This is a genomic window from Mycobacterium sp. 852002-10029_SCH5224772 (assembly GCF_001667315.1).
Taxonomy (GTDB): Bacteria; Actinomycetota; Actinomycetes; order Mycobacteriales; family Mycobacteriaceae; genus Mycobacterium.
The window spans coordinates 186,065-212,354 of sequence record NZ_LZHT01000009.1; the positions used below are offsets into that span (position 1 = coordinate 186,065).

At 68.1% G+C, this 26,290-nt stretch carries 23 protein-coding genes; 13 read left to right on the forward strand and 10 right to left on the reverse strand.

The genetic code is table 11. From position 1 onward, the window contains the following. Positions 1–11 precede the first annotated feature (11 nt). Genes A5775_RS02805 through nuoN form a run of 8 tightly spaced genes read left to right on the forward strand, consistent with a single transcriptional unit; the run spans position 12 to position 10,493 of the window. Complete coding sequence (locus tag A5775_RS02805) at positions 12–2,441, forward strand: NADH-quinone oxidoreductase subunit G (protein ID WP_067247067.1); 2,430 nt, start codon at positions 12–14, stop codon at positions 2,439–2,441. Between the two features lie 5 nt (positions 2,442–2,446). After that, positions 2,447–3,718 (forward strand): NADH-quinone oxidoreductase subunit NuoH, encoded by a 1,272-nt coding sequence (nuoH, locus tag A5775_RS02810; protein ID WP_067247261.1) that lies wholly within the window; start codon positions 2,447–2,449, stop codon positions 3,716–3,718. Then, positions 3,711–4,256, forward strand: a complete 546-nt coding sequence (gene nuoI, locus A5775_RS02815) for an NADH-quinone oxidoreductase subunit NuoI (RefSeq protein ID WP_067247070.1) — start codon at positions 3,711–3,713, stop codon at positions 4,254–4,256. Before nuoH ends, nuoI begins: the two co-directional genes overlap by 8 nt. Before the next feature lie 38 nt (positions 4,257–4,294). After that, positions 4,295–5,071: an NADH-quinone oxidoreductase subunit J gene (locus tag A5775_RS02820; protein WP_156660549.1), complete on the forward strand. Its 777-nt coding sequence runs from the start codon at positions 4,295–4,297 to the stop codon at positions 5,069–5,071. After that, positions 5,068–5,367: an NADH-quinone oxidoreductase subunit NuoK gene (gene nuoK / locus A5775_RS02825; RefSeq protein ID WP_067247076.1), complete on the forward strand. Its 300-nt coding sequence runs from the start codon at positions 5,068–5,070 to the stop codon at positions 5,365–5,367. The genes A5775_RS02820 and nuoK overlap by 4 nt, the downstream gene beginning before the upstream one ends. A gap of 10 nt (positions 5,368–5,377) precedes the next feature. After that, positions 5,378–7,264, forward strand: a complete 1,887-nt coding sequence (nuoL, locus tag A5775_RS02830) for an NADH-quinone oxidoreductase subunit L (protein WP_067247080.1) — start codon at positions 5,378–5,380, stop codon at positions 7,262–7,264. Positions 7,265–7,269: 5 nt separating this feature from the next. Then, positions 7,270–8,907 (forward strand): NADH-quinone oxidoreductase subunit M, encoded by a 1,638-nt coding sequence (locus A5775_RS02835; protein WP_067247257.1) that lies wholly within the window; start codon positions 7,270–7,272, stop codon positions 8,905–8,907. Then, positions 8,904–10,493: an NADH-quinone oxidoreductase subunit NuoN gene (nuoN, locus tag A5775_RS02840; protein ID WP_067247083.1), complete on the forward strand. Its 1,590-nt coding sequence runs from the start codon at positions 8,904–8,906 to the stop codon at positions 10,491–10,493. The genes A5775_RS02835 and nuoN overlap by 4 nt, the downstream gene beginning before the upstream one ends. Positions 10,494–10,520: 27 nt before the next feature. Here nuoN and A5775_RS02845 read toward each other — a convergent pair whose 3' ends face one another. The 5 genes from A5775_RS02845 to A5775_RS02865 form a co-directional block, all read right to left on the reverse strand. Beyond that, positions 10,521–10,985 carry a hypothetical protein gene (locus A5775_RS02845; RefSeq protein WP_067247084.1) on the reverse strand — a complete coding sequence of 155 codons (465 nt, stop codon included), beginning with the start codon at positions 10,983–10,985 and terminating at the stop codon, positions 10,521–10,523. Beyond that, on the reverse strand, positions 10,978–12,159 hold the full coding sequence (locus A5775_RS02850) for a DUF58 domain-containing protein (RefSeq protein ID WP_369827764.1): 1,182 nt from the start codon (positions 12,157–12,159) through the stop codon (positions 10,978–10,980). Before A5775_RS02850 ends, A5775_RS02845 begins: the two co-directional genes overlap by 8 nt. A gap of 88 nt (positions 12,160–12,247) precedes the next feature. Beyond that, positions 12,248–13,225: a MoxR family ATPase gene (locus A5775_RS02855; RefSeq protein ID WP_067247091.1), complete on the reverse strand. Its 978-nt coding sequence runs from the start codon at positions 13,223–13,225 to the stop codon at positions 12,248–12,250. 19 nt (positions 13,226–13,244) lie between these two features. After that, the gene (locus A5775_RS02860) at positions 13,245–13,727 is read right to left on the reverse strand and encodes a hypothetical protein (RefSeq protein ID WP_067247094.1); all 483 of its coding nucleotides are present in this window, start codon (positions 13,725–13,727) and stop codon (positions 13,245–13,247) included. Next, positions 13,724–14,668, reverse strand: coding sequence for a DUF4129 domain-containing protein (locus tag A5775_RS02865; protein WP_067247096.1), 945 nt, complete (start codon positions 14,666–14,668; stop codon positions 13,724–13,726). The genes A5775_RS02860 and A5775_RS02865 overlap by 4 nt, the downstream gene beginning before the upstream one ends. Before the next feature lie 187 nt (positions 14,669–14,855). Here A5775_RS02865 and A5775_RS02870 point away from each other — a divergent pair, with 187 nt between their 5' ends. Continuing rightward, positions 14,856–16,241: an HNH endonuclease signature motif containing protein gene (locus tag A5775_RS02870; protein WP_067247103.1), complete on the forward strand. Its 1,386-nt coding sequence runs from the start codon at positions 14,856–14,858 to the stop codon at positions 16,239–16,241. Between the two features lie 49 nt (positions 16,242–16,290). Here A5775_RS02870 and A5775_RS02875 read toward each other — a convergent pair whose 3' ends face one another. Both A5775_RS02875 and A5775_RS02880 read right to left on the reverse strand, forming a co-directional pair. Beyond that, a complete protein-coding gene (locus A5775_RS02875; RefSeq protein WP_067247107.1) occupies positions 16,291–17,163 on the reverse strand; it encodes an SDR family NAD(P)-dependent oxidoreductase in 873 nt (290 codons plus the stop codon). After that, positions 17,160–17,762 carry a TetR/AcrR family transcriptional regulator gene (locus A5775_RS02880; protein ID WP_067247110.1) on the reverse strand — a complete coding sequence of 201 codons (603 nt, stop codon included), beginning with the start codon at positions 17,760–17,762 and terminating at the stop codon, positions 17,160–17,162. Before A5775_RS02880 ends, A5775_RS02875 begins: the two co-directional genes overlap by 4 nt. Before the next feature lie 59 nt (positions 17,763–17,821). Here A5775_RS02880 and A5775_RS02885 point away from each other — a divergent pair, with 59 nt between their 5' ends. The 3 genes from A5775_RS02885 to A5775_RS02895 are packed head-to-tail and all read left to right on the forward strand — an operon-like array spanning position 17,822 to position 21,494. Continuing rightward, entirely contained in the window at positions 17,822–18,973 is a 1,152-nt protein-coding gene (locus tag A5775_RS02885; RefSeq protein ID WP_067247113.1) for a phosphotransferase family protein, read from the forward strand. After that, positions 18,973–20,088: a hypothetical protein gene (locus A5775_RS02890; RefSeq protein WP_067247116.1), complete on the forward strand. Its 1,116-nt coding sequence runs from the start codon at positions 18,973–18,975 to the stop codon at positions 20,086–20,088. The genes A5775_RS02885 and A5775_RS02890 overlap by 1 nt, the downstream gene beginning before the upstream one ends. Positions 20,089–20,147: 59 nt before the next feature. Next, the gene (locus A5775_RS02895) at positions 20,148–21,494 is read left to right on the forward strand and encodes a flavin monoamine oxidase family protein (RefSeq protein WP_067247120.1); all 1,347 of its coding nucleotides are present in this window, start codon (positions 20,148–20,150) and stop codon (positions 21,492–21,494) included. Here A5775_RS02895 and A5775_RS02900 read toward each other — a convergent pair. Continuing rightward, on the reverse strand, positions 21,489–22,454 hold the full coding sequence (locus tag A5775_RS02900; RefSeq protein ID WP_067247124.1) for an alpha/beta fold hydrolase: 966 nt from the start codon (positions 22,452–22,454) through the stop codon (positions 21,489–21,491). The genes A5775_RS02895 and A5775_RS02900 overlap by 6 nt on opposite strands. 120 nt (positions 22,455–22,574) lie before the next feature. Here A5775_RS02900 and A5775_RS02905 point away from each other — a divergent pair, with 120 nt between their 5' ends. Next, positions 22,575–23,930 carry an NAD(P)/FAD-dependent oxidoreductase gene (locus A5775_RS02905; protein ID WP_067247128.1) on the forward strand — a complete coding sequence of 452 codons (1,356 nt, stop codon included), beginning with the start codon at positions 22,575–22,577 and terminating at the stop codon, positions 23,928–23,930. An 11-nt stretch (positions 23,931–23,941) separates the two neighbouring features. Here the strand turns inward: A5775_RS02905 and A5775_RS02910 are convergent, their stop codons facing one another. Together A5775_RS02910 and A5775_RS02915 are read right to left on the reverse strand one after the other, a co-directional pair. After that, positions 23,942–25,000, reverse strand: a complete 1,059-nt coding sequence (locus tag A5775_RS02910; RefSeq protein WP_067247132.1) for an AraC family transcriptional regulator — start codon at positions 24,998–25,000, stop codon at positions 23,942–23,944. 42 nt (positions 25,001–25,042) lie between these two features. Continuing rightward, positions 25,043–26,221, reverse strand: coding sequence for a glycosyltransferase (locus tag A5775_RS02915; protein ID WP_067247134.1), 1,179 nt, complete (start codon positions 26,219–26,221; stop codon positions 25,043–25,045). Between the last annotated feature and the right edge of the window lie 69 nt (positions 26,222–26,290).

Sequence of the window (26,290 nt, forward strand, 5' to 3'; positions counted from 1 at the left end):
GAGCGGCGCTCATGACTAGTTCGGCCAAAACCGAAACCGACGACGAGGTGCGTCCTCCGGACATGGTCACGCTGACCATCGACGATGTCGAAATCAGCGTTCCCAAGGGAACTCTGGTGATCCGGGCCGCCGAATTGATGGGCATCCAGATCCCGCGGTTCTGCGAACACCCGTTGTTGGACCCGGTGGGCGCGTGCCGACAGTGCCTGGTCGAGGTCGAAGGCCAACGCAAGCCGATGACGTCGTGCACCGTCGTGGCCACCGACGACATGGTGGTGCGCACCCAACTGACGTCGGAGGTTGCCGACAAGGCGCAGCACATGGTGATGGAACTGCTCTTGATCAACCATCCGCTGGACTGCCCGATGTGCGACAAGGGCGGCGAGTGCCCGCTGCAGAACCAGGCGATGTCCAACGGCCGGCCCGAGAGCCGATTCCACGACAACAAGCGGCAATTCGCCAAGCCGATCAACATCTCGTCGCAGGTGCTGCTGGATCGAGAGCGGTGCATCTCGTGCGTGCGCTGCACCCGGTTCTCGGAACAGATAGCCGGCGACAATTTCATCGACGTGCAGGAGCGCGGTGCGCAGCAGCAGATCGGAATCTATGCCAACGAACCGTTCAACTCCTACTTTTCGGGCAACACGGTGCAGATCTGCCCGGTGGGCGCGCTGACCGGTACCGCCTACCGGTTCCGGGCGCGTCCCTTCGACCTGGTCTCGAGCCCGAGCGTCTGTGAACACTGCGCCTCCGGGTGCGCGCAGCGCACCGACCACCGCCGCGGCAAGGTGATGCGCCGGCTGGCCGGCGACGACCCGGAAGTCAACGAGGAGTGGAACTGCGACAAGGGCCGCTGGGCGTTCAATTACGCCACCCGGCCCGACGTGATCACCAGTCCGCTGGTCCGCGATGCCGACGGCTCGCTGCAACCGGCCTCGTGGCCACACGCGATCGCCGTCGCGACGCGGGGCCTGGAAGCCGCGCGCGGGCGCGCGGGGGCGCTGGTCGGCGGCCGGGCGACCTTGGAGGACGCCTACGCCTATTCCAAGTTTGCACGAATCGTCTTGGACAGCAACGACATCGACTTTCGAGCCCGCCCTAGTTCGGCCGAGGAGGCCGACTTTTTGGCGGCCCGTATCGCCGGCAGACCGATTAGCGTCAGCTACGCCGACCTGGAATCCGCCCCCGTGGTCGTGCTGGTCGGGTTCGAGCCCGAGGACGAGTCGCCCATCGTGTTCCTGCGGCTGCGCAAGGCGGCCCGCAAGCACGGATTGCCCGTCTACGCCGTGGCGCCGTTCGCGACCCGGGCGCTGGACAAGATGTCCGGCCGGCTGATCAAGACGGTTCCCGGCGCCGAAGCGTCCGCGCTGGACGGGTTGGCCACCGGCGAGGTGGGCGACCTGCTGTCCACCCCGGGCGCGGTCATCATGGTCGGCGAGCGTCTGGCCACGGTGCCGGGGGGGTTGTCCGCCGCGGCCCGGCTCGCCGATACCACCGGCGCTCGCCTGGCCTGGGTGCCTCGGCGGGCCGGTGAGCGGGGCGCGCTGGAGGCCGGTGCGCTGCCCAACTTGCTGCCCGGTGGCCGACCGGTGGACGACGAGACCGCCCGGGCTCAGGTGGCCAAGGCATGGAACGTGTCCGAATTGCCTTCCGGCAGTGGGCGTGACGTCGACGGCATCCTGACCGCCGCCACCGACGGCACGCTGGACGCACTCCTGGTGGGCGGAGTCGAGCCCGACGACTTCGCCGATCCGGAAGCGGTGCTGGCGGCCCTGGACGGCGCCGGCTTCGTCGTCAGCCTGGAGATGCGGCACAGCGCCGTCACCGAACGGGCCGACGTGGTGTTCCCGGTCGTGTCGACGACACAGAAGGCCGGCGTGTTCGTCAACTGGGAAGGCCGCTTTCGGCCGTTCGAGGCCGCGTTGCACGGCAGTGCCCAGCAAGCCGGCCTATCCGACCACCAGGTGCTCGACGCGCTGGCCGACGAGATGGGCGTTTATCTGGGGATGTCCACCGTCGACACAGCCCGCGAAGAAATGGCCGCACTACGGCACTGGGATGGCAAGCGTGCCGCCAACCCGGACGTCGCGGCCCCGGAGCCGCCCAACCCCGGCAACGGGCCCGAAAAAGGACAAGCGGTGCTGGCCGGCTGGCGGATGTTGCTGGACAACGGCCGAATGCAAGATGGTGAGCCACATCTGGCGGGGACCGCGCGCAAATCCGTGGCGCGCCTGTCCGCCGACACGGCCGCCGAAATCGGGGCCGCCGACGGCGAGGCGGTCACGGTCAGCACGTCACGCGGATCCATCAGCCTGCCGCTGGCCGTCACCGACATGCCCGACAGGGTCGTGTGGCTCCCGCTGAACTCATCCGCCTCGGCGGTGCACCGCCAACTCGGCGTAACGCTGGGCAGCACAGTGGAAATCGGGGTGGGCGAATGACCGGCTTGACCGCATTCGGGCACGACACCTGGTGGCTGGTGCTCGGCAAGGCGCTGGCGATCTTCGTGTTCCTCATGCTCAACGTGCTGGTCGCGATCCTCCTCGAACGCAAGATCCTCGGCTGGATGCAGCGGCGGCCCGGCCCCAACCGGGTCGGGCCCTGGGGCGTCCTGCAGAGCCTGGCCGACGGAATCAAGTTGGCGCTCAAGGAAACCATCACCCCGGGCGGCGTCGACAAGTTCGTCTATTTCGCGGCGCCGGTCATCTCCACCATCCCGGCGTTCACCGCCTTCGCTTTCATCCCGTTCGGCCCCGTGGTGTCGGTGTTCGGCCACCGCACACCGCTGCAGCTGACCGACCTCCCGGTCGCCGTGCTGTTCATTCTGGGGTTGTCGGCCATCGGGGTGTACGGAATCGTCCTGGGCGGTTGGGCATCCGGATCCACCTACCCGCTGCTGGGCGGGGTGCGCTCCACCGCGCAGGTCATCTCCTACGAGGTGGCGATGGGGCTGTCGTTCGCGGCGGTGTTCCTCTACGCAGGCTCCATGTCGACGTCACAGATCGTCGCCGCGCAGGACCGGCTCTGGTACGTGTTCCTGTTGCTGCCGTCGTTCGTGATCTATCTGATCTCGATGGTCGGCGAAACCAACCGGGCGCCATTCGATCTGCCCGAGGCCGAGGGCGAGCTGGTCGCGGGATTCCACACCGAGTATTCGTCGCTGAAGTTCGCGATGTTCATGCTCGCCGAGTACGTCAACATGATGACGGTGTCCTCGCTCGCCACCGTCTTGTTCTTCGGTGGCTGGCACGCACCGTTCCCGCTGAACATGTGGGCGGGCGCCAACACCGGTTGGTGGCCGGTGCTCTGGTTCACCGCCAAGATGTGGACCTTCTTGTTCATCTACTTCTGGCTGCGGGCCTCGTTGCCCCGGCTGCGCTACGACCAGTTCATGGGGCTGGGTTGGAAGCTGTTGATTCCGGCGTCGCTGGTCTGGGTGCTGATCGCGGCGGTGATCCGCACGCTGCGTAACCAGGGGTACGCGCATTGGACCCCGATACTGGTGGTCTGCAGCATCGTGTTCGCGACGGCGCTGCTGTTGTCGCTGCGAAAACCGTTCAGCGCGCCAGGCATTCGCGCGCTCGAGCGCCAGCTGCGGCGCGAGGCGAAAAAACTCCCGGCCCTACCACGCTCCACACCGGTATTCCCGACACCGCCGCTGCCGGCGAAGGAACAGAAGTCCCTGGAGGCGGCGAGCAAGGAGAAAGCACGTGGCTAAATTCTTGGATGCCGTGGCCGGATTCGGCGTGACGTTCGGATCGATGTTCAAAAAGCGCGTCACTGAGGGGTATCCGGAAAAGCCGGGCCCGATCATGCCGCGCTATCACGGCCGCCATCAGCTGAACCGTTACCCGGACGGCCTGGAGAAATGCATCGGGTGCGAACTGTGTGCCTGGGCATGCCCGGCCGACGCGATCTACGTCGAGGGTGCCGACAACACCGAGGAACTCAGGTATTCACCCGGGGAGCGCTATGGCCGGGTGTATCAGATCAACTATCTGCGCTGCATCGGCTGCGGCCTGTGCATCGAGGCCTGCCCGACCCGGGCGCTGACGATGACCAACGACTACGAGATGGCCGACGACAACCGCGCCGACCTGATCTACGAGAAGGACCAGCTGCTGGCCCCGCTGCTGCAAGACATGCTCGCGCCGCCGCACCCCAGGGCCGCCGGCGCCACCGACAAGGACTACTACCAGGGGAACGTGACCGCGGACGGGTTGCGAGAAACCCGGCAGACCGGAGACTCCCGGTGACTGGTTTCGCAGGCCACGCCTTCGCTTCGGCCTCCAATGTGGCCTCCAGTTTCGCCCACGACACCATCGTTCGAACCTCCACGGGCGAAGCGGTGACGTTCTGGGTGCTGGGCGCGCTGGCCGTGATCGGTGCGCTCGGGGTGGTCGTGGCGGTCAACGCCGTGTACTCGGCGATGTTCCTGGCGATGACGATGATCATCCTGGCGGTGTTCTACATGATCCAGGACGCGTTGTTTTTGGGCGTCGTCCAGGTCGTGGTCTACACCGGCGCGGTGATGATGCTGTTCCTGTTCGTGCTGATGCTCATCGGCGTGGACTCCGCGGAATCGCTGCGAGAGACGCTGCGGGGTCAGCGGGTCGCCGCGGTGGCCGCCGGTGTCGGGTTCGGCATCCTGCTCATCGCCACCATCGGCAACGTGGCCACCGGCGGTTTCGCCGGGCTGACCACCGCGAACGCCGCCGGCAATGTGGAAGGGCTGGCGGCGCTGATCTTTTCGCGCTACCTGTGGGCGTTCGAGCTCACCAGCGCCCTGCTGATCACCGCGGCGGTCGGGGCCATGGTGCTGGCGCACCGCGAGCGTTTCGAGCGCCGCAAGACGCAACGCGAGCTCTCCCAGGAACGATTCCAGCCCGGCGGGTACGCCACCCCGCTGCCCGGCCCCGGTGTCTACGCCCGCCACAACGCCGTCGACGTCGCCGCGCTGCTGCCGGACGGCTCGTACTCGAAGCTGTCGGTGTCGCCGACGCTGCAGAGCCGCGGCGCCGACGGCGAGAAGACCCCGTCCCCCGAGGCGATCAAAGGCGGTGCATCGTGAATCCCGGTAATTACCTGTATCTTTCGGCGCTGCTGTTCACCATCGGGGCCGCCGGTGTGTTGTTGCGCCGCAACGCCATCGTGATGTTCATGTGCGTCGAGCTGATGCTCAACGCCGTCAACCTCGCGTTCGTCACGTTCGCGCGGATGCACGGCCACCTGGACGGGCAGATGATCGCGTTCTTCACGATGGTGGTGGCCGCCTGTGAAGTGGTCATCGGCCTGGCCATCATCATGACCATTTTCCGTGCCCGCAAATCGGCGTCCGTCGACGACGCGAATCTACTCAAAGGCTGAAGACGCCCACATGACTCACTACACCTGGCTGCTGGTCGCGCTGCCGTTGGCGGGTGCCACGATCCTGCTGTTCGGCGGGCGGCGCACCGACCGGTGGGGGCATTGGCTGGGCTGCGCCACCGCCCTGGCCGCATTCGGCCTGGGCCTGGGCCTGCTGAGCGAGTTGCTCGGCCGCGCCGCCGACGACCGCGTCATCCACCAGAGGGTGTTCAGCTGGATCCCGGTCGGCCAACTCCAGGTCGACGTGGGGATGCAGATCGACCAGTTGTCGGTGTGTTTCGCGCTGCTGATCTCTGGGGTCGGGGCCCTGATCCACATCTATTCGGTGGCCTACATGGCCGAAGACCCGGGCCGCCGAAGGTTTTTCGGCTATCTCAACCTGTTCCTCGCCGCGATGATGCTGCTCGTGGTCGCCGACAACTTCGTGGTGCTCTACCTCGGCTGGGAAGGCGTGGGCCTGGCGTCTTACCTGCTGATCGGGTTCTGGTACCACAAGCCGACGGCAGCAACGGCCGCCAAGAAGGCTTTCGTGATGAACCGGGTCGGTGACGCCGGGTTGGCGCTGGCAATGTTCTTGATGTTCAGCACTTTCGGCACGCTGTCCTATGCGGGCGTGTTCGCCGGCGCACCCGGGGCGAATCGGGGCGCGCTGACCGCCATGGGGTTGCTGTTGCTGCTGGGCGCCTGCGCGAAGTCCGCACAGGTGCCCCTGCAGGCCTGGCTGGGCGACGCCATGGAGGGCCCCACCCCGGTGTCCGCGTTGATCCACGCCGCCACCATGGTGACGGCCGGGGTGTATCTGATCGTGCGATCCAACCCGCTGTACAACCTGTCGCCCGACGCGCAACTGGCCGTGGTCATCGTGGGGGCGGTCACGTTGCTGCTCGGAGCCTTCATCGGCTGCGCCAAGGACGACATCAAGCGGGCGCTGGCGGCATCGACGATGAGCCAGATCGGCTACATGGTGCTGGCCGCCGGCCTGGGTCCGGCCGGCTACGCCTTCGCGATCATGCATCTGCTCACCCATGGTTTCTTCAAGGCCGGGTTGTTCCTGGGATCCGGCGCCGTGATTCACGCGATGGACGAAGAGCAGGACATGCGCCGCTACGGCGGCCTGCGCGCGGCGTTGCCGATCACGTTCGCCACGTTCGGCCTGGGATACCTGGCGATCATCGGCGTCCCGCCGTTCGCGGGTTACTTCTCCAAGGACGCCATCATCGAGGCGGCGATGGCCGCCGGGGGCATCCGCGGTTACGTGCTGGGCGGGGCGGCGCTGCTGGGAGCCGGCGTCACCGCCTTCTACATGACGCGCGTGATGCTGATGACCTTCTTCGGTAAGAAGCGCTGGGCCCCGGGCGCCCACCCGCACGAGGCGCCCGGCCTGATGACGTGGCCCATGATCCTGCTGGCCGTCGGCTCGGTGTTCTCCGGTGGCTTGCTGGCGGTCGGTGGCACCTTCGCACGCTGGCTCGAACCGGTCGTCGGGAAACACGAGGAAGTGACCCACGCGTTGCCGGCCTGGGTCAGCACCGCCCTGGCCCTGGGAGTCGTCGTCATCGGGATCGCGGTGGCCTACCGGCTTTACGCCACCGCCCCCATCCCCCGGGTGGCTCCGCTGTCGGTCTCGCCCCTGACGACGGCCGTACGCAAGGACTTCTACGGCGATGCCTTCAACGAGGAGGTGTTCATGCGCCCTGGTGCGCAACTGACCCACGCGCTTGTCGAAGTCGACAACGCGGGCGTCGACGGCTCGGTCAACGCGCTGGCGGCGCTGGTGAGCCGCGCGTCAAATCGGCTGCGGGGGCTGCAAACCGGCTTCGCCCGCAACTACGCATTGTCGATGCTGACGGGCGCGGTGCTGGTGGTCGCGCTGATCCTGGCGGTGAAACTGTGGTGAACTCGCTGAATTCGGTTCCGTGGCTCAGCGTGCTGTGGCTTCTCCCACTGGCAGGCGCGGTGCTGATCATCCTGATGCCGCCCGGGCTGCGACAGCTCGCCAAGTGGACCGGCCTGGTCTTCGGCGTCCTGACCCTGGCGGTCGCGGTTGTCGTCACCCTCGGGTTCAAGACCGGGGGCGACACTTACCAATTCGTCGAAAAGCACGAATGGATCCCGGCTTTCGGGGCCGGGTACACCCTGGGTGTGGACGGCATCGCGGTGGTGCTGGTGCTGCTGACCGCGGTGCTGATCCCGGTGCTGCAGGTGGCCGGCTGGAACGACGGTGGCGAGCGCACCCGCGGCGATGGTGACGACCTGCTGCACCCGGCTTCGCCGGGCTTGCAGTCGTCACGCAGTGTGCACGCCTACATCGCCCTGACGCTGGCCATCGAGTCGATGGTGCTGATCTCGGTGATCGCGCTGGACGTGCTGCTGTTCTACGTGTTCTTCGAAGCCATGCTCATTCCGATGTACTTCCTGATCGGCGGCTTCGGCGGGGGGTCCGGCAGGTCGCGCGCGGCCGTGAAGTTCTTGCTGTACAACCTGTTCGGCGGGCTGATCATGCTGGCCGCGGTGATCGGGGTGTACGTGGTGACCGCGCAGCACGGGCCGGGCACGTTCGACTTCCGTGAGATCGTCGCCGGCGTCGCCTCCGGCCGCTACGGCGCGGACTCCGCAGTGTTCAAGGCGCTGTTTTTGGGCTTCATGTTCGCGTTCGCGATCAAGGCCCCGCTGTGGCCGTTCCACCGCTGGCTTCCCGACGCCGCGGTCGAGGCCACCCCTGCGACCGCGGTGCTGATGATGGCGGTGATGGACAAGGTCGGCACCTTCGGCATGTTGCGCTACTGCCTGCAGCTGTTCCCCGACGCCTCAACGTATTTCCGTCCGGCGATCGTCGTGCTGGCGGTCATCGGGGTGGTCTACGGGGCGGTCGTCGCCATCGGCCAGACCGACATCATGCGCCTGATCGCCTACACCTCGATCTCGCACTTCGGGTTCATCATCCTGGGCATCTTCGTGATGACCAGCCAGGGCCAGAGCGGGTCGACGCTCTACATGCTCAACCACGGGCTGTCCACGGCGGCGGTGTTCCTGATCGCCGGGTTCCTGATATCGCGGCACGGCAGCCGGGCAATCGCCGACTACGGCGGCGTACAGAAGGTGGCACCCATCTTGGCGGGCACCTTCCTGGTCTCGGCCATGGCCACCCTGTCACTGCCCGGCCTGGCCCCGTTCATCAGCGAATTCCTGGTCCTGCTGGGAACTTTCAACCGGTATTGGCTGGCCGCCGGGTTCGGCGTCACCGCGCTGGTGCTGTCCTCCGTCTACATGTTGTGGCTCTACCAGCGCGTGATGACGGGGCCGGTCGCCAGCGGCAACGAGAAGATCGGCGACCTCAAGGCGCGCGAACTGATCGTCGTCGCACCGCTGATCGCGCTGCTGCTCGGGCTCGGGATCTACCCCAAGCCCGTGCTCGACATCATCAATCCCGCCGTCGAGAACACCATGACCACCATCGGCCAGCACGATCCCAAACCGACTGTGCCGGTAGCAAATTCCAGGCCGGCCGAAGCAGCCCGGACCGCTGAAGGACCGCGATGACCCTCCCCACTCCCAGCATCCAGTACTTCCTGCTGTCACCGACCCTCATCGTGTTCGGCATCGCCGTAGTGGGTGTCCTCGCGGAAGCGTTCCTGCCCAGGCGGATGCGCTACAGCGGCCAAGTGACGCTTGCCCTGGGCGGTTTGATCGCGGCGTTCGTCGCCGTCATCGCCGTGAGCCGCTCGATCGCCAGCTCCGGGCGGGCCGCGGTGCTGGGCGCCATGGCCATCGACCGTCCGACGCTCTACCTGCAAGGCACCGTGCTGCTGGTCGCGGTGATGGCGGTCATCTTCATGGCCGAACGCACCCAAACCAAAACGGAAAGCAAGGTTTCGGTGGGGGCCGGCGCCGGCGGCTCGGGCGGCCTGGACTCGTTTACCCCGCAGGCATCCTCGGTGCCCGACAGCGACGCCGAGCGGGACGCCGAGCGGGCCGGGGCCGCGCAGACGGAGCTGTTCCCACTGGCGATGCTGTCGGTCGGCGGCATGATGGTCTTCCCGGCGTCCAACGACCTGCTGACCATGTTCGTCGCCCTGGAAGTGCTGTCGTTGCCGCTGTACCTGATGTGCGGCCTGGCCCGCCATCGCCGCCTGCTGTCGCAGGAAGCGGCCATGAAGTACTTTCTGCTGGGCGCGTTTTCGTCGGCGTTCTTCCTCTACGGTGTGGCGCTGCTGTATGGCGCGACGGGCACGCTGCTGCTCACCGGCGTCCGGGATGCGCTGACCGCGCGCGGCGACAGCTCGCTGGCGCTGGTCGGTGTCGCGCTGCTGTCGGTGGGTCTGCTGTTCAAGGTCGGCGCCGTTCCGTTCCACTCGTGGATTCCCGACGTGTATCAGGGCGCCCCCACCCCCATCACCGGGTTCATGGCGGCGGCCACCAAGGTCGCGGCTTTCGGTGCGCTACTTCGGGTGATCTACGTCGCGCTGCCGCCGCTGCACGATCAGTGGCGCCCGATGCTGTGGACCATTTCGATCCTGACCATGGTCGTGGGCACCATCACCGCGGTGAACCAGACCGACGTCAAAAGGATGCTGGCCTACTCGTCGGTCGCTCACGTCGGATTCATCCTCACCGGCGTCATCGCCGACAACCACACCGGGCTTTCCTCCACGTTGTTCTATCTGCTGGCCTACAGCTTCAGCACGGTGGGGGCGTTCGCCATCGTGGGCCTGATCCGCGACAGCGACGGGGTCGAGGACGCCGCACTGTCGCACTGGGCGGGGCTCGGACAGCGCTCACCCATTGTGGGTGTGATGTTTTCGATGTTCCTGTTGGCCTTCGCCGGTATCCCCCTGACCAGTGGGTTCGTCAGTAAACTCGCCGTGTTCAAGGCCGCCGCCCAGGGGGGTGCCGTGCCTCTGGTGATCGTCGGTGTGGTCGCCAGCGGGGTCGCCGCCTACTTCTACGTGCGGGTGATCGTGTCGATGTTCTTCACCGCGGCAACCGAGGACACCCCGCACGTGGTGGTTCCGGGCATCCTGAGCAAGGTCGCGATTGCGATCTGCGCCGCGGTCACCGTGGTGCTGGGTATCTTCCCGCAGCCACTGCTCGACCTGGCCGATCAGGCCGCACACCTGCTGCACTGATCCGAGCACCATGCGGCCGCGCGGCGGTCAGCCCAGGAACGGCCGGATCGCCAACAGGTAGATCACCAGCGCCCCCAGCGGGGCCGCCAGCGGCAACCACGGCAGCTGCAACGGAAAGGACGTCGCGACCAACCCGGCAAACGTAAACCCCACGGCGGCAACGGCTGTCGGCCAGCTACCCAGCACCACCGGGGCGGCGCCGCCGACCGCGTGGCGGCACACCAGGTAGCCGGCCGCGCACAACCCGGAGAGGGCGACGAACACCAGCGGCGGATCGGACAGCATGACGGTCGGGATCGTCAACAGCACGGCAACCGTTGCGGCGGGGCGGAATGCGGTGCCCGCCCCCACCGCCATCAGGGCCGCCACCCACGCCACGATGGCGGATCGTGGCGAGCCTGCGGCGGCCAGCCCGACCATGAGCACACCGAACCCGGTCGCGAACGCGGGCGCCCCCACCCGCGACAGTGCGCCTGTGCCACCGCTATCCACGAAGCCTCCCACGCACCCGGCGGCGACGATCGGGCAGTACGCCCATCGACAGCTCGAGACCGCTGTCGCCGGGCCACGACACGATGTCCACACCGATGGTGGCCATGTCGCGATACATCGCGGAGCGCTGCAGCGCCCACATCCGATCGACCAGGGGATCCTGCTCGTCTTCGAACGGCGAACTGTCGAGAATGTCGACGGCCAGCACCACATGTCCCCGTTTGCGCAGATCGATGAGGGCGAGCGCGAATTCGGTGTCGAGCAACGTGGAGAACGCGATGACGATCGCCCCGGCCGGGACCGCCGCCCGCGGCGCCAACGTGCCCGTGGTGCGTTCGAATCCGTCGCCGGCGCCGAGCACGGTGTCGAGCACCCGGTAGAACTGGCGCTGCCCGATGTCGGCACCGAGCCAGCGCGGACTGCTGCCGCCGAGCGCGACGATCCCGGCCCGATCGCCGTGCCGCAACGCGGTTTGCACCACCTGTGCCGCTCCCCGAACGACTCGTTCGGTAGCCTCGGTCGCCGGACCCGCCGGCTGCCGGTACCCGTCGATCAGCACGATCACGTCGGCCGCACGATCGGTCAACCGCTCCGTGACATGTAGCTGACCGCGACGCGCGCTCACCGGCCAATTCACCGCGCGCAGTTGGTCTCCGGGCACGTAGGGACGGATGTCGGCGTATTCCACGCCGGGGCCGATGTGCCGGGTCAGGTGGGACCCCAGCCGGTCGAGCAACTCGGTCTGCGGGATGGGCGTCGGCTGCGGTGGCGTCAGCGGAAACACGATGACCTCGGCGGCGTCGACGAGCGCCGTGCCGGTGAGCAGCCCGCCGCGGGCCATCACGTCGACGCGCGCCGCGATCCGATACCGCCCCCAGCGTTGCGCGGTCGCCGCCACGGTTTGCCCGTGGTCCGAATCAGTATGGGGGATCTCGAGATCCAGCCCCGCGACGTCCGGGACCGTCAGCCGCACGGCCGACGACCCTTGTTCTTCGCCGGTGATCCACACCCGCAGCCGCGCCTGTTCGCCCTCGAAGCATCGCTGCGCGTCGGGGTCGCCGTGCACGCGGATCGCCGGCACCGGACGCTGCCAGCTGATCGAGCACAGGACGCCGAGCAGCGGCGCCGCGAACGCGATCAGCTGCCACCGGGCGCCGATCACGGCGGCGGCCATCGCAAACCCGGCGCACGTGGCGATCGCCCGCGTCAGCTCCGATGCACGCCAGCCGAACTCGACCCCATGGCTCCGCGTCACGCCGGACTCACCCGGCCTCCGCGGGGCCCGTCCCGGTGCGCGGTACCGGCAGCCGGTGCAGCAGCTCGCCGATGACGTCGGCGCCCTGGATCTTTCGCACCCACATCTCCGGTCGCAAGGTGATGCGGTGCGCGACCGCCGCGGTGGCCAGCGCCTTGACGTCCTCGGGAATCACGTAATCGCGGCCGAGCAGCAGCGCCCGGGCGCGGGCGAGCTGGACCAGATCGAGTTCGGCGCGGGGGCTGGCGCCGACCGCGACCTGCGGATGGTGTCGCGTCGCGTTCGCCAGCGACACCACGTAATGCAGGACGTCTTCGTGCACGGTCACCTGCTCGACCGACTCCCGCATCGCCAGCAGGTCGTGCGAGTCCACGACCTGATTGACCGTCGGCTCGGCGGAACCGCGTTCGAGGCGGCGGCGCAACATGGAGGTTTCGTCCCGTTCGGTGAGATACCGCAGTTCCAGCCGGATCGCGAACCGATCGAGCTGCGCCTCCGGCAGCGGGTACGTGCCTTCGTACTCGATCGGGTTGTCGGTGGCCAGCACGACGAAAGGCCTTGATAGTTGGTGTGTTTCGCCGTCGATGCTGACCTGGCCTTCGGCCATCGCCTCCAGCAAAGCCGCCTGGGTTTTCGGCGGTGTGCGATTGATCTCGTCGGCGAGCAACAGGTTGGTGAAGATGGGCCCGGGCCGGAACGCGAAGCGGCCCGACTGCATGTCGTAGATCGTCGACCCGAGCAGGTCCGCCGGCAGCAGATCGGGCGTGAACTGCACCCGGGTGAATTGCAGGCCCAGCGCGGCCGCAAAGGACCTCGCGATCAGCGTCTTGCCGAGGCCCGGCAGATCCTCGATGAGGATGTGGCCGCGCGCAAGAACCGCGGTGAGGATCAGCTTGAGCGCGGAGCGTTTCCCCACCACCACGCGTTCTATTTCGTCGAGAATGGCCTCGCAGTGTGCGGTCGTGGTTGCCACCGGCAGCGTCATGTCCGGATCTCGCCCCCTGTCATACCTGCTCCAACTTTCGCAGGATCTCTTCCAGCGCCGCCCGGCCCGGCCCCGGGTGGCGATCACCGCCGCGGATGACGTTGTTGGGATTCACCCACTCCCACAGTTCGACACCGAAGAGCATCCGACCGGTTGCGTGAAATGCCTCGGGGTCTTTGGCTTGCTTTTGGCCGGTGGCGATTTCGTAGCGGCGGGCCAGCATCGGGCGCAGATGCCGATCCCAGTCGGCCCGGGTGGCCTCCGACCTGCGAATCGTCGCCTCGGTGGTGGAAAGCCAGCGGCGCAACGAATCCCCGAGATCATCGGCGTCCGGCTGTGCGTCGGGCTCCGGCCCCCGCCCCAGGGCGCGTCGCAGGCCGAGCAGCACCACGGCCAGCCCGATACCGGAGGCCGCCAACACGAGGTGGTGGTCCTGCTGCGCCAGCGCCAGCAGTTCGATGCCGATGATGAGGCAAACACCCAGGGCCGTAGTCCTTTTCATGCGGCACTCCGCATCCCCAGCTCGTCGAGGACCAATCGAAGCACGCGCACGGCCACGTCGCGGTGGCCCTCGTTCATCACGTGCGGGCTGAACCGCGCCTCGGTGAACAGGTTCACCAATTGGGCGGCGTTATCGCCATGCAGGGCATGGTGTTCGACCGCACGCGCCAGCACCTCGGACGGGGTGTCGAAGTCCTGGGGGACGGCGCCGGGCACCTGCGCGAGTTCGCGTTCCATCGCGGCGTAGCAGGCGATGATCGCCTCACGCGGTTCGCGGCGCAGGTCCGCCATCGCGGCCAGTCCGCGCTGCGCCGCCCGCGCCAGTGACTCCGACCCCGCGGCGGCCGACGGGGATTCGATCGGCTCGTCGGCGATGCCGGGCGCCGCCGGACGCCATCGCCGCCTCGCCGTGGCGACCGTTCCGGCGACGACCACCAACAACATCGCGGCCGCGCTGGCGAGCAGGACGCCGAGCATGTTCTGCGAGCCGTCGCGCGGACGGTGCTGATGCTGCTGCGGTGGCGGCTGGCCTGCTTGCGACGGCGGCGGGGCCCCGGTCTCGGTCGGTGCGGGGGCGGGCGTGACGCCGTGCGGCAGCAGGAGGCGGGCCAGCAGCATCACGATCAGTAGCCAAGCGACGATCACCCCGAGCCCGATCAGCAACACGCGCCAGCTCGGTCGGCCCCTACCGGTGCCCAGCATGTCGGAGAGTGCACCGGCGGAGGGCGCGGGCGCACGTGGATCCCGCAATCGCGCGACGACCGCGATCGCCACCAACGCGAGCGTCGCGGACAGGATCGTCACGACGAACACCGTCGCCGCCCGGCCACCCGACTCGCTGCGAGTCGCAGGATGCTGGGCCGGCAAATACCCGCGCAGGGCGGCCGCGACCACGAGTAGCAGAACGATCAGGGCCACGACCCGCCCTGTCGGCTTGTCCATACCAGGCATTGGCACACCACTCAAACCGGTTGGCTGCCGCCGTTGCGGCACTGGCTTTGCTCATACTTGCACGTCAGGCGGGCCTAGGGCCAGGACTGGCGCCCCGACTTATCCACAGTCGGCAGTTCATCCACAGATTGGGCTCAACGCGAACTGCATCGAACATACTTTCGATACCGTGGGTGGCGTGGGTCCCTTCTCGAACGCAACACAGGCGCAGGAGCAGATCGGCGCCGCGCTCGACGCGATCGACGCGGCCCACGACGTGCTGCGTCAGACCCCGTCGGATGTGGTCGGCAACGCCTTCCGTGTCGAGGTCGCCGAACGCCTGGAGACACAGGACCGCACCAACCGAGGGTTGATGTACCGGATCTTCGGCGAAATCGCTGACCCGCCGGATGGCCCCGCCTCGCTGCCCTCGGCGCGCGGCATGCTGTGGACGCGGCTTCGTATCACGCCCAACGAAATCACGCGCCGCTTCAAACTCGCGGCCCGTATCCGTCCGCGACGCTCCCTGACCGGCCCACCGCTGGAACCCGAGTTCCCCGCGTTGGCGGCGGCGGTCTCCGCGGGCACGGTCGGCGAGGACCACATCCGCGCCGTGTGTGCCGCGGTGGACATGTTGCCCTCCCGCGTCTCCCCCAGCGATGCGGCAGACTCCGAACGCAGGCTGGTGCAGCACGCGGCCAAACTGGACGCCGCCCTCGTCACGAAACTGGGTCGGCGGATTGCCGACTATCTCAATCCCGACGGCCTGTTCAGCGACGTCGACCGGGCCCGCCGCCGTGGGCTGCACCTCGGCGCACAGGGGCCGGACGGGATGTCGCGGCTGTCCGGTCTGCTCGATCCCGAGACCCGCGCCTACTTCGAAGCCATCGAAGCGGCCGTACGGCCCGGCCGCCATCAACCCGACGGCGGGGATTGCGATCCCGAGGCGCGCGATGAGCGCACACCCGCCCAGCGCTGCCACGACGCCCTCAAGCTCGGCCTCGAATCCGCCATCGGCTCCGGCGATCTCGGCGTGCACCGCGGTCATCCCGTCACGGTGATCGTCACCACCACGCTGGCCGAAATCGACCAGGCCGCGCACGCCGCGGTCGACTCGTCGATTCCGATGCCCGCACCGGCGCTGACCGGTGGCGGTTCGCGACTACCGATGCCGGATCTGCTTCGCATGGCGGCCAAGGTAATTCACTATTTGGCCGTGTTCGACGATCACACCGGCCCGCCGTTGTATCTGGGCCGCCAGAAACGTATCGCGACCGCGGATCAGCGGATCGTCTGCTATGCGCGTGATCGCGGATGTACCCGGCCGAACTGCCTCGAACCCGGTTATCACTGCGAAGTTCACCATGCGCCCGAATGGGCGGACGGAGGCCGGACCGACGCGGACAAGCTGTTTTTCGCCTGCGGATCCGACCACCGCGCGGTGAGCCGCGGCGAGTGGCGAACTGTGGTCACCGGCAACGGGCGACTCGCCTGGACCGCCGGCACCGGACCGGCGGGCATCAATCACGCACACCATCCCGACGAGCTCCTGCGCGGCGACCCTGACCCGCCCGTGGGCGATTGACGGTGCGCACGGCCGTCATCATCAGTCCGGCCACGGTGAGCTTGCCGGTCTACTCCAGCGCGAAGGGCCGGAAGCTGCCGTCGAGGACCTGCAGGTGACCGATCGTGCGTCCGGTGACCTTGCCGGGGCCGACGAGGGCCAATTCCACTGCTGCGCAGGCGAATTCGTCCGCCGAGGCGGTGTCGTCGAAGTTGCGGGCATAGTAGGAAAGCCCGGGCGTGAGGATCGGCTTGGACGGCGACAGCGCATTGACCGCGATGTTGTGGTCGGTGAGATCGAATGCCGCGCATTGGGTCAGATGCTCGAGCGCGGCCTTGGAGCCGCCGTACCCGGGCAGCACACCGCCGCTGCGGTCGGCGTACGGGCCATCACCCGGCAGTCGCGACGCGACCGAGGTGATGTTGATGATCGATCCACCGCCCGCCTCGATCATGTCGGGGCACACCATCTGCATCAGCTCGTAAGCCGCGAACACGGCGATGTCGAAATGCCGGCGATACGCGTGCAACGGCGTGCTGACAAACCCCGGCCAGCCGGGCTTGGCGGCGCCGCCCGGCGGTTTGGCGGACTTGGTGCGCGGTTCGGCGCCGGGCGCCGGCGGGCGCCCGTGCGCGGTGAAGGCCGCGTTGTTGACCAGAATCGCGATGGGGCCCAAGGCCTCTCGCGCGGATTCCACCAACCGGGCGATCTCGTCGCGGTCGGTCAGATCGGCCCGCACCGCGACGGCGCGTCCGCCCGCCGCCTCGATGTCGGCGACCGTCTCGCCGATGGTTCCCGGCAACCGGTCATCCCAGACCTCTTCGGTACGCCCGCCCACGGCCACAGCGGCGCCCTCGGCCGCCAGCGCCAGCGCGATCGCGCGACCCAGGCCGCGGCTGGCGCCGGTGACGATCGCGGCGCGCCCGGCCAGCCGGCCCGTCATCGCCGCACCCCGTGCACGACGATGGCCGTGGTCTGCTCCACCCACGCGTCGTCGAGTTCTTCTTCCGGGCGCAGCAGCATCCGCAGCATCGTCGCTCCCCCAATCAACTCGATCAAGCGGTCCGGATCCACATCGGGATGGGCCTCACCGCGGTCAACCGCCTCTTGCAGCCGCACCCGCACGGCGGTGAACAAGTCCGCGAATCGCGACATCACCCGCGTATTCAGCGCGGGATCGGCCGTCATGTCGGCCACCAGCCCGGGCAGCGCGGCCCGCACCACCGGGGTGGTGAACACGTCGCGGGTGGCCTCGATCATCATCCGCATATCGGCGGCGATGTCCCCGGCCGGCGCCTCCAGCGCCGTCGGGGCCACCGGGAAGGCCGCCTCGTGCACCAGTTCGGCCTTGCTCGACCACCGCCGGTACAGCGCCGATTTGGTGGTGCCGGCACGCTCGGCGACCGCGGCCAGGCTGATATTTGAATAGCCCGTTTGGACAAGCAGTTCCGCGGTCGCCGATAGGATGGCCGAATCGATACGCGGATCGCGCGGGCGGCCGGCGCCGGGGGCCTTGTCAAGCCCGGACGGGTCTGCTTTCATAACGCTACCTACCGTATCGTAATTGCCGCGAAAAAGTCTCAACGAATGGAGGCACCCCCGTGGCCACTGAACCGGCAGTCGACAACGTCGACCGGTTGCAGCGCTCCAGCCGCGACGTCACCACCTTGCCGACGGTGATGTCGCGCTGGCTTTCTACCGTACTGCCCGACGGTGCAAAACCCGAGGTGACCGTGGAAAGCGGCGTGGACTCGACGGGCATGTCGTCGGAGACCATCATCTTGAGCACCCGCTGGCAGCAGGACGGTCAGCCGATCGAGCAAAAGCTCGTGACGCGGGTGGCGCCCACCGCCGAGGACGTGCAGGTCTTCCCGACCTACCGCCTCGACCACCAATTCGACGTCATCCGCAAGGTCGGCGAACTCACCGACGTCCCGGTCCCCCGGGTGCGCTGGCTGGAAAACACCGGTGACGTCCTTGGCACACCCTTCTTCGTGATGGACTACGTCGACGGCGTGGTGCCGCCCGATGTGATGCCCTACACGTTCGGCGGCAACTGGTTCGCCGACGCCCCCGTCGGGCGGCAACGCGCACTGCAGGACGCTACCGTCGGGGTGCTGGCACAGTTGCACTCAATTCCGGACGCGCAGAGCACATTTGGCTTCCTCACCGAGGGACAAACCGGGGACACCGCGCTGCGCAAGCACTTCAACTGGGTGCGATCCTGGTATGACTTCGCGGTGCCCGACATCGGGCGATCGCCGCTGCTGGAACGCACCTTCGACTGGCTGGAAGCCAATTGGCCGGCTGAAGCGGCCGCCGCCGAACCGGTGCTGCTGTGGGGCGACGCAAGGGTCGGCAACGTGTTGTACCAAGACTTCGCGCCGGTGGCGGTGCTGGACTGGGAGATGGTGACGCTGGGTCCGCGTGAGCTCGACGTGGCGTGGATGATCTTCGCGCACATGGTCTTTCAAGAACTCGCCGGACTGGCGGCGCTGCCGGGGTTGCCGGAGGTGATGCGCGAGGACGACGTGCGCGCCACCTATGCGCGCCTGACCGGCGTCGAAATCGGCGACCTGCACTGGTTTTACGTGTACTCGGGCGTGATGTGGGCGTGCGTGTTCATGCGCACCGGCGCGCGGCGGGTGCACTTCGGCGAAACCGAAAAGCCCGACGACGTCGAATCGTTGTTCTACCACGCCGGGCTGATGCGAAATCTTATCGGCGAAGGTCTTATCGGAGAGGACCAGTAATGCTCGGACCGCTCGACGAGTTCCCGGTACATCAGATCCCCCAGCCGATCGCGTGGCCGGGCTCCTCGGACCGCAACTTCTACGACCGCTCCTACTTCAACGCCCACGATCGCACCGGAAACATCTTCGTGATCAGCGGCATCGGCTACTACCCCAACCTCGGGGTCAAGGACGCGTTCCTGCTCATCCGGCGCGGGGATACCCAGACCGCCGTCCATGTTTCCGACGCCATCGATCAGGACCGGCTCAACCAGCACGTCAACGGTTACCGGATCGAGGTCGTCGAGCCGCTGCACAATCTGCGGCTGGTCCTCGACGAAACCGAGGGCATCGCAGCGGATCTCACCTGGAAGGGGCTGTTCGACGTCGTCCAAGAACAGCCGCACATCCTGCGTTCGGGCAACCGGGTCACCCTGAACGCCCAGCGTTTCGCACAGCTCGGCAGCTGGAGCGGGCACATCGTCATCGACGGCGAGGAAATCACCGTCGACCCCAACACCTGGCTGGGCAGCCGCGACCGGTCGTGGGGCATTCGCCCGATCGGCGAGGCCGAGCCGGCGGGCCGGCCCGCCGACCCGCCCTTCGAGGGCATGTGGTGGCTGTACGTGCCGATGGCGTTCGACGAGTTCGCGATCGTGCTGATCATCCAGGAGGAGCCCAACGGATTCCGCTCGCTCAACGATTGCACCCGGATCTGGCGCGACGGCCGCGTCGAGCAGCTGGGCTGGCCGCGGGTCAAGATCCACTACCGCTCCGGCACCCGTATCCCCACCGCGGCGACGATCGAGGCCACCTCCCCCGACGGCACCGACGTCCACTTCGACGTGGAGTCCAAGCTCCCGGTCCCCATTCACGTCGGCGGCGGCTACGGCGGCGACTCCGACTGGATACACGGCATGTGGAAGGGCGAGAAATTCGCCGAACGGCTGACCTACGACATGACCGACCCGGCGATCGTCGCGCGCGCGGGCTTCGGCGTGATCGACCATGTGGGCCGGGCGGTGTGCCGCGACGGCGACAAACCCCCGGTGGAGGGCTGGGGCCTGTACGAGCACGGCGCGCTGGGCCGCCACGACCCGTCGGGATTCAAAGACTGGTTGACGGTCGCGCCGTAACCGGTCCGGGCTTCACAGTTTTGCCCTGCAAAGCCCAGAAATGCTGTTCACTAGAGCGCGTGTCAAAGCCGCCGCGGATCGTCGACGTCGTCGTCGTCGGAGCAGGCTTTGCCGGACTCGCCGCGGCGCGCGAGCTGACCCAGCAGGGCCATGACGTGGTGGTCTTCGAGGGCCGCGACCGGGTCGGCGGGCGCTCGCTGACGGGCAGCGTCGCCGGATTGCCGGCCGATCTGGGCGGCACCTTCGTCGGGCCGACCCAAGACGCCGTATTGGCGATGGCGGCCGAACTCGACGTCGGAACCACTCCGACGCACCACGAGGGCAAAAACCTGATTCACTGGCGGGGCTGGACGCACGCGTATCGCGGCACCATTCCCAAGCTTTCCCTCACCGGCCTGCTCGACATCGGTCGGCTGCGCTGGCAATTCGACAGGATCGCCCGCGGCATCCCGCTCGAGGCCCCGTGGGATGCCCGCCGGGCGCGCGAACTCGACGACCTTTCGCTCGGCGGCTGGCTGCGCTCGGTGCGCGCGACCGCCTCGTCGCACGACCTGCTGGCGATCGTGGCCCGCGTGACCTGGGGGTGTGAACCCGACGACGTGTCGATGCTGCACGCCGCCCGCTACGCGCACGCCGCCGGCGGCCTGGACCGGCTGCTCGACGTCGAGGACGGCGCCCAACAGGACCGCTTTCCCGGTGGCACGCAACAGATCGCCGAGGCCGCGGCCGCCGAACTGGACACGCGGGTGGTGCTGGGCGCACCGGTGCGGCGCATCGAACGCCACGGTGCGGGCGTCACCGTCACGACCGACGTCGGCGAAACCGAGGCCGGCTTCGTCATCGTCGCAATCCCGCCCGCCCATCGCGCCGCCATCGAGTTCACTCCCCCGCTGCCCGCCGAGTACGGGCAACTCGCCCGGCATTGGCCCCAGGGCCGGCTCAGCAAGGCGTATGCGGCCTATTCCACGCCGTTTTGGCGCACCAACGGATTCTCTGGGCAGACGCTGTCGGACCAGGGCCCCGTTTTCATCACTTTCGACGTCAGCCCGCACCCGGACGGCCCGGGCATCCTGATGGGTTTCGTCGACGCCCGCGCGTTCGACTCGCTGCCCGGCGATCAGCGGCGTCGCGAGGTGTTACGTTGCTTCGCAACGCTTTTCGGCGACGACGCCCTCAAACCCCTCGACTATGTCGACCACCGTTGGGGCGCAGAGGAATTCGCGCCCGGCGGTCCGACCGCGGCGGTGCCGCCGGGGTCGTGGACGCGATTCGGGCGGTGGCTGCGCGAACCGGTCGGGCCGATTCACTGGGCCGGCACCGAAACCGCTGACGAGTGGACCGGGTTCCTCGATGGGGCCATCAGGTCCGGCCAGCGCGCGGCCGCCGAGATCACCGCGCTGCTATGAGCTGATCCGGCTGGTCGCCGCGTTGTGGGTCGCCGCTTCGGCCAGTGCGCGCAGCTGGCGGCTCACCTCGCGGGGGTGCTCCAGCATTGAGCAGTGCCCGCCGGGCAGTTCCACCAGCCCGATCAGATTGGGCGCGTCACGCGCGATCCTGCGGGCCTGGCTGATCGGCGTCAGCCGGTCGCGCTCGCTGCCGATGACCAGCGTCGGCACCGTCAGCCCGCTCAGGTCGAGATACCGGGACCCCACCGACGCGAGCAACGCCCGCGCGCATCCGGCCCGCCCCACCGGTGACGTCTTCTCGAAGAGCTCGTAGACGAGCCGGGCGATGCTCGGGTCGGCGTCGCGTCCGGTCGCCAGCATCGCGACCACATGACGGCTCGGGATGCGGGCCGCACCCGGTACGGGGAACCCGCCGAACGCGCCGATCAGGGCCCGCCCGGCGAGCACGCGCGCCGGCCACAACCCGTACGGCACCGCGAGCAGTTGCACGTTGCGGATCAGGTCACCGGTCGTGGTGTTGATCAGCGCGACGGCGTCGGCGCGCCGGGGAACCTTGTGGCGGTAGCGCTGGGACCACGCGGCGATGGTGATGCCGCCCATCGAGTGGCCGACCACCACCGCCCGCTCATGCGGCGCCAGCGTCGCATCCAGCACCGAATCCAGGTCGGAGGCAAGGTGTTTGAGGCTGTAATCCTTGGACCGCGGCACGCCGCTCCGGCCGTGCCCGCGATGATCGAACGCGATCACCCGGTAGTCGCACGCCAGGTCGGCGATCTGGTAGGCCCACGCGCGGATCGCGCAGGTGATGCCGTGCGTCAGGACGATCGGATAACCGCCGGGAGGCCCGAACACCTCCGCGTGCAGCCGGGTGCCGTCGGCCGCGCGGACCGGCACCGTCTCACTCGGCGGCAGCTGCTCGGGCAACGGTTCACCTGCGCGTGTCGCTCGTCGAGCACTCATGCGACGCTCCCCCCTCGAACACGGCCCCGTCGCCGCAGCTAAGGATCACAGGATTTTATCCCAGTATTCGGTGGGGTTTTGGGAAATCCGGCAAACCATTTTTATGAGACGCTTAGCCCCGTGTCTCGGTGGTCGCGGCGGGCGTTCCTCGCGGCGGCGACCGGCGCGGTCGGCGCCGGACTGGCGACCGCGTGCGCGCCGGAGCGCGCGCCGGAGCGCGCGCGGCCCGCGGTCCTGGTCGTCGGGGCCGGGCTGGCCGGATTGTCCGCCGCGCGCAGCCTCGCCGACGCCGGGCGTCCGGTGCGCGTCATCGAGGCCCGCAACCGGATCGGTGGCAGGGTGTGCACCGATCGCGGCTGGGGGGTGCCGCTGGAGCTGGGCGCGTCGTGGATCCACGGTGCGACGGACAACCCGCTCACCGAGCTGGCCCGACGCGCGGGGGCCCAGCTGGCCGCCACCGATTATTACGGGTGGGCCGAGCTGGTGGCCGATCCCGCACTGGGGCCGGCGGATTACAGCAGCGCCACCTGGCGCACATTCGTGGAGCGGGCCCGCGGTCAGCGCGGCGCCGGCAGCCTGGGCGACGCCGTCAGGGCCGCCGCCACCGCCGCGAAGCTTTCCCCCTACGATCGCGCCCGGCTGGCCTTCTACCTCACCACCGAGGTCGAGAACGAGTACGGCGCCGACGCGGACCAGCTGTCGGCGGCCACCTTTGACAAGAGTGACTACGCCGGCGGCGACCAGGACGTGATCACGAACGGCTATGACGCCCTGCCGAGATTGCTCGCCGACGGGCTCGCGATCGAACTTGATACGCCGGTTACCGCGATCGTGGAACGCGACGACGCCGTCATCGTGCGAACCAAGCGCGGACCGTTCCGGGGATCGGCCGCGATCGTCACGGTCCCCCTTGGCGTGCTGAAATCCGGGGCGGTCACGTTTGATCCACCGCTTTCCGGCGGGCACGTCCAGGCGATCCAGGCGCTGGGATTCGGCGTCCTGTCCAAAAGCTTCTTCCGCTTCGATCAACGAACCTGGAAGGTGGACAACGCCTTCTACCAACACCTCGGCGCCGAAAACGGCCTGTGGTCACAATGGTTCACCCTGGGAAGCGACGCGGGCCCGATCGCGGTCGCCCTCAACGGCGGCATCCGCGGCCGGTTCGTGGAGTCGCGCCCGCCCACGGATCTGCTGGCCGGCGCGCTGCCGATCGCCCGCCGCCTGTTCGGTGACAATGTGGCGCTGACCGACGTCCGAACCTCGAACTGGAGCATCGATCCATATGCGTTGGGCGCCTATTCGTTTCACCCGCCCGGCTCCGGGCCCGACGACCGGCGCCGGCTACAGCAGCCGATCAGCGACCGGCTCTACCTGGCGGGCGAGGCCGTCGGCGTGGACAATCCGGGCACCGCAACCGGCGCCGTGGCCAGTGGCCGCTATGCCGCGAACCAACTGCTGCACCGGCTGCGTGGTTGACGGCGCGACCGTCACGCCAGGGTCTGCTGCCGCAGCGTGGCGTGGGGGCTTTGCCCGTAGGTCTGGCGGTACAACACGGCGAACCGCCCGGTGTGCGCGAATCCCCACCGCTGGGCGATTTCGGTGACCGTCGAGGTACCTGTCGTCGCGGCGATCAGCTCTTGATGAGCGAGGCGGAGTCGGACACGACGCATGTACTCAGTCGGTGTGGTGTCGAGCTGGCGGCGGAACAGGTACTGGACCGCCCGAGGCGTCAAGTGCACGGCGGCCGCGACATCGTTGATGCCGATGTCCTCGGTGGTGTGGCGGTGAATGAAAGCCACTGCCTCCTTGAGCGTTTCGGGAAGCGGGAGGTCGCCGGCCGGATCCTGCTCGGTCAGGTTGGACGGATAGCACTCGAGCAGTGCGCCGGCGAGCAGGTTGGCCACGCCCGCGGCGATCATCGGTTGCTGGGCGGTGTCGGCAGAGGCCAGCGTCGTCAGCACATAGTCAAGCGCTCGATGCCAGGCCCGCACGGCGGCCCGTGACCGCGGACGCCACTTCAGGAACTGGGTCTGTTGCGCCAGCGTCGTGTGCCATTCGGCGGCGACCGCGTGCAGCACCTCCGCCGCGAGGACAACGACATCGAAACGCGCACCGTTACAGTGCAGTACACACGACATGCCGTGCGCCACCAGAATCGGGAAGTCCGCGGTCGCCGCGTGGCCGCCCTCGACGCTCAACGATCCCGCGCGCGGCTGTATGACGACGATGGTGTCGGCCGCCGGGATCTCGAGCGTCACGCGCCCCTGGATTGCCACTTCGTCCACCGTCATCGACCCGGTGTCCCTGCGCCGGTGCGACACCGCGCAGTGGCCGGTAAGCTCGGAGAGCCGCCAGCCCGGCCGGTATGCGCCGGCGAAAAGCCGGCGTGCCGCCTGCGCATCGATGCCGCGAAACTGCTTGTATTCCACCGCGACCGGGTGTAGTCGCTCGGCGCAGTGTTCGGCCTGAGACGGCTCAGCCGGCTCGACGGCAGAACTGCTAACCCGAAAGCGCTTGCTGGTGGTTTCGCGCGTTGCCGTAGTCATGGCCGGCTCAGATCAAACATCGTCGAAGCCCACGTCATTGCATCACCGGGCCGCCGTCGGTGATAGACCTGTCGGCGCCCGGCCTGGCTCCCCCACGCTTTGGTAAATGTTCAGGGCGTCGAGCGCAATCCGCTGCCACGCGAAGCGTGACTGTGCGCGGCTGCGACCGGCCGCGCCCATGCTTTCGCACTGAAAACTTTGAGCGAGAAGCCTTCTCAACGCAGCCGCAAGGCCGACGGGATTTTCCGGTGGTAGCACGACACCGGTGATGTCGTCGAGGACGACGTCGGCCAGGGCGCCCACCGTCGCTGCGACCACCACTACGCCACTGGCCATGGCCTGTAACGCCGTCGTGGGACGCGGCGGTTGGCGAGGCGTACACACCATCACGTCCGCGGACCGGATCCACATCGGCAATTCGTTGCCGGCGATCGTGCCGGCAAAACGGACGCGGTCGGCGACCCCGAATTCCTTGGCGAGATATTGCAGCTGGGCTCGCGCGTCGTCGTGTGCGGTGTCGGCCGCCTCGGTCTCCGCGATGACCAACTCTGCGCCGGGGACCCGGTACAGCGCACTGATCGCGATATCGAAACCGTTGTACTGCAACGGATTTGATGCCACGCACAGAACGCGTTGCAGCTCGCTGCGGGCGATTCCCGGACCGGTCGGGGTGTAACGTTCGGAGTCCACGCCGCAGGTCAAGGCGGATACCCGCGCCCGGCTGCGACGCAGCTGAGCCAGCGTGTCGACCTCCGCGCTGCTCTCGCCCGTCGCCCACGCGGCGCTGCGCGCCAACAGCGGCTCGATGCGCTCGCGTTCGCTCGTGTGCACCGGCGCCACCGCATGAGTGCGCGACGTCGCGGCCAGGCCCAAGAACGTCTGCACCACCGGGACACGCCGGCGCCGTGCGGCCAATTGGGCGGCCAAACCGCCCAGCCACCCGTACGCATGCACCACGTCGGGCTGCTCCTTCGACCAGACGCGCTCGAGTTTGGCCGCCCAGTCGCCGACATAGGGCAACACGTCGACGGCGGAGGCCGCCGCACGCGGGCCAACGGGAACCGACACGCAGCGGTAGCCGCCGGCGGGCGCCTTGGCATGCCGTCGGCCGCTTTGCCGCAGGCAGACAGTCGCGTCATGCCCCTGGGTGGCCAGCGCGGCACCCAACTGCTCGGGGTCCTCCCCGACCACGTCGTCGCCGCTCACGATTGCGATCTTCAACCGCAGTTCCCTCCGCGCGCGTCATCCATCCGCCCAACATCGGTTGGCATACCACCTGCGGGCGTCCGC